Annotated in this window: 10 protein-coding genes; 5 read left to right on the plus strand and 5 right to left on the minus strand. The window is 47.9% G+C overall.

The window, feature by feature from the left end; genetic code table 11:
* Positions 1–9 precede the first annotated feature (9 nt).
* Positions 10–1359, minus strand: a complete 1350-nt coding sequence (locus NFR90_RS09780; RefSeq protein ID WP_251452624.1) for a metallopeptidase TldD-related protein — start codon at positions 1357–1359, stop codon at positions 10–12.
* A gap of 71 nt (positions 1360–1430) precedes the next feature.
* On the opposite strand from NFR90_RS09780, the gene yjgA reads away from it, so the two are divergent.
* The 4 genes from yjgA to gluQRS all read left to right on the plus strand — a co-directional run bounded on the left by yjgA (position 1431) and on the right by gluQRS (position 5399).
* Entirely contained in the window at positions 1431–1973 is a 543-nt protein-coding gene (yjgA, locus tag NFR90_RS09785) for a ribosome biogenesis factor YjgA (RefSeq protein WP_251452625.1), read from the plus strand.
* Entirely contained in the window at positions 1966–3237 is a 1272-nt protein-coding gene (gene mog, locus NFR90_RS09790; protein WP_251452626.1) for a molybdopterin adenylyltransferase, read from the plus strand. Before yjgA ends, mog begins: the two co-directional genes overlap by 8 nt.
* 78 nt (positions 3238–3315) lie before the next feature.
* The gene (locus NFR90_RS09795; protein WP_251452629.1) at positions 3316–4488 is read left to right on the plus strand and encodes a mechanosensitive ion channel domain-containing protein; all 1173 of its coding nucleotides are present in this window, start codon (positions 3316–3318) and stop codon (positions 4486–4488) included.
* 41 nt (positions 4489–4529) lie between these two features.
* Positions 4530–5399, plus strand: a complete 870-nt coding sequence (gene gluQRS, locus NFR90_RS09800; RefSeq protein ID WP_251452631.1) for a tRNA glutamyl-Q(34) synthetase GluQRS — start codon at positions 4530–4532, stop codon at positions 5397–5399.
* Between the two features lie 3 nt (positions 5400–5402).
* Here gluQRS and NFR90_RS09805 read toward each other — a convergent pair whose 3' ends face one another.
* From NFR90_RS09805 to NFR90_RS09815, 3 genes are all read right to left on the minus strand, one after another.
* Positions 5403–6764 carry a DEAD/DEAH box helicase gene (locus tag NFR90_RS09805; RefSeq protein WP_251452635.1) on the minus strand — a complete coding sequence of 454 codons (1362 nt, stop codon included), beginning with the start codon at positions 6762–6764 and terminating at the stop codon, positions 5403–5405.
* Positions 6765–7067: 303 nt separating this feature from the next.
* Positions 7068–7574, minus strand: coding sequence for a hypothetical protein (locus tag NFR90_RS09810; RefSeq protein ID WP_160336052.1), 507 nt, complete (start codon positions 7572–7574; stop codon positions 7068–7070).
* Positions 7575–8589: 1015 nt separating this feature from the next.
* Complete coding sequence (locus tag NFR90_RS09815) at positions 8590–8934, minus strand: hypothetical protein (RefSeq protein WP_251452638.1); 345 nt, start codon at positions 8932–8934, stop codon at positions 8590–8592.
* A 630-nt stretch (positions 8935–9564) separates the two neighbouring features.
* Here NFR90_RS09815 and NFR90_RS09820 point away from each other — a divergent pair.
* Entirely contained in the window at positions 9565–10653 is a 1089-nt protein-coding gene (locus NFR90_RS09820) for a Fic family protein (RefSeq protein ID WP_251452640.1), read from the plus strand.
* A 20-nt stretch (positions 10654–10673) separates the two neighbouring features.
* On the opposite strand, the gene NFR90_RS09825 is transcribed toward NFR90_RS09820, so the two are convergent.
* Positions 10674–11054: a hypothetical protein gene (locus tag NFR90_RS09825; protein ID WP_251452643.1), complete on the minus strand. Its 381-nt coding sequence runs from the start codon at positions 11052–11054 to the stop codon at positions 10674–10676.
* Positions 11055–11163: the final 109 nt, after the last annotated feature.

An 11163-nucleotide genomic window follows, 5' to 3' on the forward strand; every position in this document is an offset into this window, starting at 1 on the left:
ATTACTTTTTTAACTGCCTGCTACGGTCATTTCCGCTAGAAGAGTGGAACCGCACCGAACCACGCCGTTAAGATCATAATCTTCAGCCATCGCGTCAAACCCGAGGAACATATCCCGAAGGTTTCCCGCGACCGTAATGTTTTCGACGGGGTAGCAGATTTCTCCGTTTTCCACCCAGAAGCCCGAAGCGCCCTGAGAGTAGTCTCCCGTCGTTAAATTAATACCCTGCCCCATTGTTTCCGTGATGAGCAGTCCCCGATCCATTCTATGAAGCAGAGAGACAAGTGTCGGCTCACTCGCTTCATCGCGGTTTCGGAAGAAGAGATTAAATGGGCCGCCGGCGTTGCCGGTCGTTTCCACACCAAGCTTACGCGCGGTGTAGGTTGAAAGGAACAGCCCTCTTAATATGCCCTGATCGACAATAAGTCTTTCCGAAGGAAGCACGCCCTCGTCATCAAACGGGGCCGAGCCGTACGCGCCGGGAACAAAAGGATTTTCCACAATCGTCAGCTTGTCAGAGAACACTTTCGTGTCGAGCGCATTTTTCAAAAAGCTCATATCCCTATAGAGCATTGCTCCGGAGACAGCCCGAGTAAAACATCGGAACAAAGAGCGAGCCGCAGGCGCCTCAAAGATAACCGGACATTTTTGAGTCTTCAGAGAACGCGGAGAAAGCGCGCTTACCGCGCGGCGCGCCGCGATTTGTCCCATTTCTTCCGGTGATAAAAGATCATGCGGGCTCGTACCCAGGGAATACCACGAACCGTTCTGCATGCCGTTTTTATCACGCGCCACCAGTGAAACGTCTATTGAGTGATTACTGAACGGATAACCCGCAAGGAATCCTTCTGTATTTCCGAACACAAAACTGCCGACTGAAGAGTTGATCCCGGCGCCGTCTGAATTCACGATCTGCGGGCTGTAATCACGGCCTGCGCGCTCAGCCCTAACGGCGATATCCGTCATTTCTTCCACCGAAATATCCCAAGGGTGGCAAAGGTTCAGATTTCTCGGCTTTAAACACAGACGGTCCGCAGGCGGCAGTCCCGCGTCTTTGTCCTCCGCGGTATAGCGAGCCATATCAACCGCCGCTCGGATTGTATTTTCGATTGATTTCGGCGAGAGATCTCCGCTGGAGGCTGACGCTCTGGATTTGCCGATGTAGACGCAAATAGAAAAGCTTCGGTCTCTTGTGTACTCAATTGATTCCGTATCAAAGTTTCTCACTGTGACGCAGCGGCCCTTTTCATCGCTGACTTCGGCGGCCGCGGAAGAGGCGCCAAGTTTCAGAGCCGTCTCCAATGCGTGAGAAACAAGCGCCTTCATTTCTTCAGCGCTACTTATTGTGGGAGTTCCCATCGTTATGTACTCTCTATTATTAGTTTCTGAGTTTATGATAGCGCTAGTTGACCAACACAGAATGAATTGTCATGACAACAAGCGACTTAGAAGAAGAGGACTACGGCCCGAGTAAAAGCGAGCTTAAAAGAAGAGCGGAGCATCTGCAGGCGCTCGGAAAAGAACTGACGGAACTTGGCGCGGAAACTCTTGCCAAGATTGATCTGCCGGATAACATTGTCAAAGAAATTGAAGAATTCCGCAGACTGAGATCTTTCGGCGCGAAACGACGCCAGCTGCAGCTGATCGGAAAACTTATGCGACAGCTTGACGCCGATGCGGTCCGTGTCGCGATCGATCGCGCCACCGGAAATGATCGAGCCGCGGTCTCGGCGCTGCATAAGAGCGAAAGGCTTCGTGACGCGCTGATCGCCGAAGACGATGCGCTGACTAAATTTATCGAGCAGTTTCCCGAAGCGGATGTTCAGGAAGTACGCCAGCTGATCCGCAACGCAAGAAAAGAAGCTCAGGGCAGCAAACCGCCCAAGAGTGCCAGGGCGCTGTACAAATTGATTTATGCGCTGGTTCTGCCGCCGATCTCACTTGAAGCGGCTGAAGAGGAAGAAGATGAGTAAGAATCGCAAAACAAAAATCGGCTTAGTTTCTATTTCAGATCGAGCTTCCGAAGGAACCTATCGAGACAAAGGGATCCCGGCGCTGGAAGACTGGCTGAAGCAGGCGCTGCTGTCCGACTATGAAACTGTCAGCGCTTTAATCCCTGATGAGCAGCCGCTGATCGAAGCGACACTTAAGCGTCTCTGTGACGAAGACGGATGCGACTTAATTCTGACCACCGGAGGCACCGGTCCTTCCCGCAGAGACGTGACGCCTGAAGCGACGCTTGCCGTTGCGACACGCGTTATGCCGGGTTTTGGAGAACAGATGCGCGCTGTTTCTCTCGCTTTTGTTCCGACCGCGATTCTTTCCCGTCAGGTCGGCGTTTTGAGAGAGATCGAGGATCATGCCGCGCTGATCCTCAACCTGCCCGGTCAGCCTAAAGCGATCGCTGAAACCCTGCAGGGGCTCCCGTCCAAGGGGATTCACGGAATTTTTGCCGCGATTCCCTACTGCATTGAACTTATCGGAGGCCCCTCGATAGAGACACGTCCCGAGATCGTCAAAGTGTTCAGACCGAAATCAGCCGAACTGCCTGAAATCATTGAAAAGCAAGTCATTGAACCGGCTGAAGGCAAAGCGGACTCCGCTTTCATCATGCTTCACGGCTTAGGCGCCGACAGCAGTGACTTCGCGCACTTCAGAGAGGAGCTGATCGCGTGCGGCGCTCCGATGGAACAGACTCGTTTTATTCTCCCGAGCGCTCCTGTTCGTCCCATTTCGATGAATAACGGCTATCCGATGAAGGGATGGTTTGATTTATTCAGCCTGGACAACATCGACAAAGAAGATGAAGCCGGCCTGCTTGAGACCTGGAAAATCATTGAGCGACTGATTGCTCAGGAAGAGACTAAAGGAATTGATCGCTCCAGAATCTTTTTAGGCGGTTTTTCTCAGGGCGGATGCATGGCCCTTTTCTCTGCTCTGAAGATGACGCGTCCGATCGGTGGGATTATCGGCATCAGCTGTTATCTTCCGCTGATGAGCCGCTACGATGCGGAGCATGTCGGCGACGGCATTCTCTCTCCGATTTTTGTCGGCTACGGCAAGCAGGACAATATTGTTCCGCCGCCCTTTACCGAGATATCCATTAACGAGCTTCGCAAACTTGGCGCGACGGATCTCTGGTCTAAAGGCTATCCGGGCATTGAACACAACATGTGTTTGGAAGAGGTTCAGGACCTTTCCGATTTCCTGGAAAGATGCCTGAACGGCAATCCGTAACATCCTAATTTGAGGGGTAGGCGCCGCATGGCGCCTTTTTTTGCCTCTATATTGACAAGTCGAAGATAAGAGGCGCTAATGACAGATCTCACGGACAAAATAATCACCGGCTCGGAAACTATTCTCAAGCCGCTCGAGATGACCCTATTTACGATTGGCGGATCAGAGATCAGCACTTTCGACATTCTCGAATTTGTGCTTGTTTTTCTCGTCGCCTACTGGCTCGGCAAGATTAGCGAGAGCAGTATTAAGCGTATCGGCAATCGTCACGGTTCCGTCCGTCCGGAATCTTTGTCGATGCTGGCCCGTTTCGTTCACTGGTCCATCATCGGTATCGGCATTCTGATCGGTTTATCGATGATCGGTCTGCCGATTACGCACTTAGCGATTTTAGTTTCAGCCCTCTCTGTTGGTATCGGCTTCGGACTGCAGACGATTGTGAACAACTCAGTCGCGGGTCTAATTCTTATCTCTGAGCGCGCAGTCAGTTTAGGCGATATTATCGGCACGCCGGACGGCAAAGTCGGCAGGGTCACCATGATTACGATTCGCGCAACGCGCATCGTCACGCCGACCGGAGAGGACATCATTATTCCGAATGCCTCTCTGATTAATAAATCGTTCACGAATTACACCATGGACCGACGCGGCGTCCGCAAGATTTTCCCGTTCTCCATACCCTACGGCATTGATTTCAGGAAAGTCAAAGAGATTATTGAAAAAGCCGCGGTCAGTGTCCCTTACTGCATTAAGCCCGATGAACTTCACGAAGTTGAATGCGGCATCACCGGATTCGGTAACTTCGGCATTAATGTGGAGCTAGTGGTTTGGGTGGATCCGGTTGAACTGATGGAACCTTATCGATTAGAAGCCGCTTTTCTCAATGCGATTAATGACGCCTGCGTCGCAAACGGCATCGTAATGCCGGGACCGTCTTACGGCGTGACCGTTTCACCGACTCCGACGCCGGTCGGATTCTCTGCTCAGGTTTCCGGAAGCACTTCGACGGTCCCTGCAAATCTTCAGGCCCCGGCCGCATCATCAAAAATTCCGCCGGCCGATCCGAACGCATCGGCAAAAGCCATCGGCGCTCCGACGATTTCTCCCGCAGCGGCCGCCTCCATTATCGGTTATCCGCAGACTTCTATTGAGAACGCCTCTAAACCGAAGGAAGAAAGCGAATCTGAAGAAAAGGAGTCAGACGACGAAGACGAGGAATCTTCCGGAGGATTTTTCTTTAAGAAGAAGTAAGATCGTTAGAATGTTATAAATTCAACAGATAGGTGACATTCTTGGCTGATTACGTCGGACGTTTTGCACCCTCGCCCACAGGCCCGCTTCATGCGGGAAGCTTGGCGTGTCTTCTTGCCAGTTACTTAGACGCTAAAGCGCATTACGGCCGCTGGCTGATTCGTATTGAAGACATCGATCCTGCCAGGGAGCCGGAGCACTGCGCTCAGCAGCAGCTGGAGCTCATGGAAAAGCTTCAGGTTCACAGTGACGGACCGATTCTTTTTCAATCCGACAGAAACGACGCTTATGAGAAGCGTCTGGCAGAGCTGCAGAAAAAAGGGCTTGTATACGGATGCGCATGCTCACGCAAATCTATTGAAGAGCTGGATCTCAGGCTTAATCTTCCCAAAGGCGTTTATCCCGGAACATGCCGCGGCGGCACGCACGGGAAACCGGTGCGAGCGCTTCGTTTTCTCACTCGTTCGCATCCTGTTGTCTTTACGGACAGGCTCTGCGGCACTTTTATGCAGAACGTTGAAAGAGAGGTCGGAGATATTGTACTCAAACGTGCGGACGGTCTTTGGGCCTATCAGCTTGCAGTTGTCACTGATGACGCGTATCAGGGCGTCACCCATATTGTTCGAGGGCAGGACCTGCTGGACAACACTCCGCGTCAAATTCTTCTTCAAAGAGCGCTGGGAGTACGCACCCCTGAATATATGCATATTCCCTTAGTGACACACGAGGACGGGCAGAAGCTCTCAAAACAGAACGGCGCGAAAGCCGTTGACGCTGAAAATTTAGAAGCTGAAACAGCAAAAGCCTGGAAGCATTTAGGCTTCGAGGCTTTTGATTTCGACACGCTGCCGGAGTTTTATGCGGAAGCGACAAAGCGCTGGCGCAGTTATCTCAGCGGTAAAAAATACTGATCTTTATTTTCTGCCGCTGCCGCCGAGCAGGACCGCGCGCGGCCGGCCGTTCTTTTCGCTTCTCTGCAGACGAGGCGCCTGTGCGGCTTTACTCTCTTTCGCATCTGACGGAACATAAGGCTGCGTAAAGAACGCATCCAAGTGTTCCTCCGGCTTCTCGTAGCTATAGCTGCGGGTGGTTCTGCGTTTGATTCTGTGCGCTTCGGGCGTCAGACTCTTCACATCGAATTTCTTCTTCAGCATTCTTTCGATTGCCTCGAAAGAGCGTGAATCAGCCGGCGTCACGAGCATTTGCGCCAAACCTTTTTGTCCAGCCCGGCCTGTTCTTCCGATTCGATGAACATAATCCTCGGAAACAAAAGGCACGTCAAAATTGATCACAAGCGGCAGTTCTGCAATATCGAGTCCTCGTGCCGCAACATCTGTTGCAACCAGAATATTAAGCGCGCCCGACTTAAAGTCGCCAAGGATCTTTAAGCGCTCGTCCTGGGTTTTATCTCCGTGAATAGCGTCGGCATTCAGCCCGTAGTCCTGAAGATTTTTAGAAAGGCGTCTGGCCGTCAGTTTTGAATTGACAAAAACGATTGTCTGCAGAGGATTTCCGTTTGCGTCAAGTGCGCGGCTTTCGAGCAAATCGATCAAGGCGTCGCGTTTTTGAGTTTCCTGAACCTTATAGACTTCCTGGGTAATCGTCGAAGCCGTTGTATTTCTCTGCGCAACAGTAACCAGGACCGGGTCAACAAGGAAGTTCCCGGCTAATTTTTTAATTTCCAGTGAGAAAGTCGCCGAGAACAGCAGATTTTGGCGTTTTTTCGGCAATTTGTTCAGGATGCGCGAGATATCCGGCAGAAATCCCATATCGAGCATTCTGTCGGCCTCATCGAGCACGACAATACTGACCTGATTGAGGTTGGTACTTTTCTGTTCCAAGTGATCAAGCAGGCGTCCCGGTGTCGCGATTAAAACTTCCACGCCCTTTCGCACCTGTTCAATCTGCGGCTTGATATCGACACCGCCGTAGACGACACCGACACGCAGCGGAGTCTTGGCGGCAAAGTTGGAAAGCGCCTCTGCTGTTTGGTCTGCAAGTTCTCGAGTCGGCGAGAGGACAAGAATGCGCACAGGATGCCGCGCAGGCGACATGCTGGTATTTGCATCTTTCAGGATATTTTGAAGTGCCGGAAGACCGAAGCCGGCAGTTTTACCGGTTCCCGTCTGAGCCGCGGCAAGCATGTCCTTACCTTCAAGCACCAAAGGGATTGCTTTGCATTGGATCGGTGTTGGTTTCTCATAGCCCATTTCTTGGATCGCCTGGAGCAGACGAGGATCCAAACCGAATTGTAAAAAGTCTTGACAATCAGACATTGATATTTTTTTCAATAAAAAAGGAATTGTACAACCTATGAAGTACGGCTCTCGTAAATCGTATCTAGGTTATTCCTTTCTTGGGAACATTGAAAAGCTTACAAATTCTGACTGATCCGCAGTGCGCTGTTAAATGGATACTGACCGCCGGTGCTTTTTATCACTCGTCAGGAAGCATCCGACACTCACGCATTTAAACATCCAGCGCAATAGGCAAACTGAGAAAATGCCGTGATTTCTCCGTTCAGCATAAACAGCAATCAGCCGCCCGGGAAGACGGCTTATCCTGAAAAGATAGGACGATCAGTTCATGTAGTCATACCCAAAGAATGCGGCCATCTGCTCCCATTCCCTTTCTTCTTCCTCACTGAGGCCCAGGGATGAGAATCTTCTGCGGTATTTAAGCGTCTGGCAGTCCGGATCGGCTAGAAGATATTGCGATTCTGCTTCAGGATCAAGATCGAATAAATTGTTCCCCTCAAAAAAAATTGTGAAGTAATCTTCTCTGAAGCATTCGGCCGCCATGATTGTTGCTTCATCGGATTCGCCGCAGTACTCCTTAGACAAAGGTTCATCCATCGTATTTCCGAGTTCCTTAAGGCCGTTTACGAGCAATATTTTCTTTAGTGCCCACCAATAAGGACCGTAAGAAAGATATTCGTCATTGTTCTTGAGTAAACGATCCTTAATTACTTCGCAAGCGTGCGCTACGAAGTCCTCGCGTCCCGTCTGATCCTTCAGAGCTGCTTTTGCCGAGTCAATCTGTTCCTGAAGGAACTTCGGATCAAACTTAAATTCTGAATATGCCATTTACTTTCCCTCCTACTACTCATGTTGTCGACCGCATCGAATTCTCTACTTCATATATTACATATTTTTAACGCATACGGAAGATGGTATTTTTCGTGTAAAAAACCTAGGTCGAAGCTCGGACCTCTGTCTGAATATGATCGGAGAACTCGTTTCTTACAGGCTGAATATTTAACTCTGCATAGCTGACGTCTTTACTGTCGGGACTGCTTTTCTAAGGGCTATTTATGTGGTTAAAAACGATTAACGGTACCGCAAAAGAACGTCGAAAAAGATCTTTCAAACTCAGGAGGCAGCACATATAATCAATGCATATAGGGGCAATATGAAGAATTTTTTAGGAAAGTTGAAAAGCTTTTTATTAGAGGCGCTGCGCATTTATATCGTCATATGCTCGCTTCCGTTTTTATTGATCGGAATGATAGTCTTTAACCCTTGGATGATTGCAGCAGCTATCCTCTTCGGATTAATGTGCTTCGTCATCCTTATAAGCCTTATCCTTTTATATTTTCTTAGTGCCGACGTTGTTCATTGGCTCTCTTTAACTGAGGTTTTTGAAATACATCCTTTTATCAGTTATTTCTGTCTTGCTTCTCTCTTCGCAGGCATCCTTGGAACATGCTTCCTGTTTTATCAATATGTGCGGAATCGGTCTGATCCGGAAGAAAATCCGGATCCTCGGGATAACATAGTCTCCAGAAGCTTTCTTTCCTGGAGTCAATTTATTGAGTCGCAAAAGAAATAGCTGCAGAGCCTTTTCGTTCCTGATGCTCATCTCAAATACACAATGACAGCCTCCCGGAAAGCTGTCATTACAGTTAGCGAAAGCAGGATCTTTGATCTTCAGGATATTAACGGCTTTTCGACTCAGCCTACCGGTTAGCCATCGTTGGATATTATCCGAAGCGCGTACAAATCGCGTACATTTGAAATAAGAATTTTGAGTTTTATAGAACTGAGAGCTGTAGAACATAGAGAAGAAAAAATCCATGAAGCGCTTGTCTATCAGGGATTTTTACTTTCTTTTTCTTCTATTATCTCTCTTTAGCCCTGGAAATCCTCCCACTGTGAAATCTTCTCCTTCCCGGGCTTCTATCTGTAATTGTTTTGTTATTTCTTTTGCTGCCCTCGGCATTGGTAAAGCTCCATCTGCTATACGCCAATAAAAATCCCATTGGAAGCCGTTAAACGCTGTGAAGATACAGCAGGGAAAAACCGCAAAAGCCCCGTATTTATTAGTCCTGGCAAAAAAATATCCGAGTGTCTTGTAGACTCTCGGATGGTAACTTGGTGGCCCCAACATGAATTGAATACCATTGAAGCTCAAGGAATATAAATTAATTATTCTAAATTCCCCCAAATTTTCCCCTAGTCACTCGTTCTCTTCACAGTCTCTGCTGCACACCATTCAATGATTCAGCCATCTCGGACCGCACGTTCCGCACATTCAGCCTGTCATGGTTCAGTCAACTCACTTGTGGTTTTCTGCGCAGAATTTAATTGCTTGTTCAGCTCGGACGAGCAATTCTTTGTCTTCTGTTGTCAATCTGAGAGACTCACTGATATTAAATTGTAAATTAACTTGCAAAATCCCAGATATAAATCGACAATACTCGCGTTCCCGCTCTGGCAAATTTGCGTAACGGGCCTAAGCCCCAACTCTGTTAAGAGTGGGCCTCTACGGAAACGAGATTGCAATCGTCCGTAGTGACAATGAGCCTCCTTGGAGAAATCCTTGGAGGCTTTGCTTTATTTATCTTTGCTTTATTTATTTGTGATTTTGTACACAGAATTTAATAGTGCTGTTAACTCCGTTGAGGGCTTGTTGGATGATCTTCTATGCAGATTTAAGCGTAGATATGTCGATAAAACTACATTTCTTCATCATAAAAACTTGATATGTCGATGACGCGTACATATAATTATTTTGTGTTCACGATTTTTAATTTTGTCGACACATGCGAAATTTATAAACTTTAGCAGCCTCAATATGCAATGGGATCCAGATATACCGTTTAATGATTTGCCAGCACTTCCGCCACGCATTGATGAAATAGAAACTAAAGAACTTTTGAAGTTGTGCACCAGAGCTAGAGTTTCTCTCGAAGGACTGAGACAAGCGGTAGAACTCATCCCAAATCAAGCATTGCTAATTTATACAATTCCAATTCTTGAAGCTAAGGCCAGTAGCGAAATAGAGAATATAGTCACGACTACGGATGCACTGTTTAAATACCTAGAAAAGCCTCAAGGAGCCGACCCTGCTACCAAAGAGGCGTTAATGTACAGAACTGCACTATTTAACGGACTGGACTCCTTAAAAACCTGCCCCTTGTCTTTGAGGACAGCTAGAACTGTGTGCTCAGTGCTTCGGGGAACTGACGTTGATGTGCGAAAAATACCCGGGACCTACATAGGAAACTCTTCTGTGGGTTCAGTGATCTATACCCCGCCGTCCGGAGAAAACGTTATTCGGCAAAAGATGGCAGAGTGGGAGCAATTTATCAACACCCCTACAGAACTTGACCCGTTAATTGTTATGGCGCTGTCGCATTACCAATTTGAAGCCATTCATCCTTTCAGTGACGGCAACGGTCGAACGGGTAGAGTTCTCAATATTCTGTTTTTAGTCCAAGAAGGATTATTAGACCTCCCTATCCTCTACTTAAGCAGATACATTATTAAGAACAAGGCGGACTATTACCTAAAACTAAGAAACGTTACGGCAGAAGGGTCCTGGCATCCATGGATTGATTTTATGCTGAACGCAGTTATAGACACCTCGAATTGGACTAAAAATAAAGTGCTACAGATTCGAAAATTAGAGCAAGAGACTATCGAACTTTTAAAAAACGCACCTGAAACAAAGAAGATTTATTCGAGAGAACTTGTAGACTTGATCTTTTCTCTGCCTTATATCCGAATACAAAATTTAGTAGAAAACGGCATAGCAAAACGACAGGCCGCTTCGAAATATTTAAAGTGTCTTGCAGAGCGGGGTGTTTTAATCGAGGCAGTGACAACCAAAGAAAAACTGTTCATTAACCACAAGTTGCTAGACCTTTTGACCTCAGAATAAAATTTAAGACTGTTTAATCTTCATTTATGGTTCTCTGCGCAGAATTTAATAGCTCCGTTAGCTCTGTCGAGTAATTCTCGACCTCTGATTGCCAATCGGAGACATCGATTGCGCTCCTGATCGGCGTTTGTTTTGGACATTCTCTCAATATCTGCGAGTTGCTGGCGCATCCGGTCAAGCTCGTTGCGAGAAGCAGACTCAGCAACCCTAAGCTCAGCCATAGCAACCGCATCAGAGGTTTGCTTGGTTTTGAATTCCTCAATCGTAGTGCTGAGCACTGAAATTTGAGAGCGAGCATTCTTTAATTCCTCCGAATCTCGTCCGTTTTGAACGCCGATCCAGTACGTAAAAATAAGAGCGGCCGCAGCCGCCCCGATTTTTAGAACGTTTATTAAATTCATTTATCCATTCCACCTCCGCTCAGGTCCAAGATTGGAAATTATCCGCAGCGTGGACACCATAATCCTTATCGTGGACACTTGAGTTTTAAAAAAAATTTACGGCGACGAA

The sequence above is a fragment of the Parasutterella muris genome, from assembly GCF_943193095.1.
Taxonomy (GTDB): Bacteria; Pseudomonadota; Gammaproteobacteria; order Burkholderiales; family Burkholderiaceae_F; genus Parasutterella; species Parasutterella muris.

Excerpts from the sequence above, each read along its gene's own strand:
- NFR90_RS09805 (WP_251452635.1), bottom strand. The coding sequence starts at position 6,764 with ATGTCTGATTGTCAAGACTTTTTACAATTCGGTTTGGATCCTCGTCTG.
- NFR90_RS09820 (WP_251452640.1), top strand. The coding sequence starts at position 9,565 with ATGCAATGGGATCCAGATATACCGTTTAATGATTTGCCAGCACTTCCG.
- NFR90_RS09825 (WP_251452643.1), bottom strand. The coding sequence starts at position 11,054 with ATGAATTTAATAAACGTTCTAAAAATCGGGGCGGCTGCGGCCGCTCTT.
- yjgA (WP_251452625.1), top strand. The coding sequence starts at position 1,431 with ATGACAACAAGCGACTTAGAAGAAGAGGACTACGGCCCGAGTAAAAGC.
- mog (WP_251452626.1), top strand. The coding sequence starts at position 1,966 with ATGAGTAAGAATCGCAAAACAAAAATCGGCTTAGTTTCTATTTCAGAT.
- NFR90_RS09810 (WP_160336052.1), bottom strand. The coding sequence starts at position 7,574 with ATGGCATATTCAGAATTTAAGTTTGATCCGAAGTTCCTTCAGGAACAG.
- NFR90_RS09795 (WP_251452629.1), top strand. The coding sequence starts at position 3,316 with ATGACAGATCTCACGGACAAAATAATCACCGGCTCGGAAACTATTCTC.
- NFR90_RS09780 (WP_251452624.1), bottom strand. The coding sequence starts at position 1,359 with ATGGGAACTCCCACAATAAGTAGCGCTGAAGAAATGAAGGCGCTTGTT.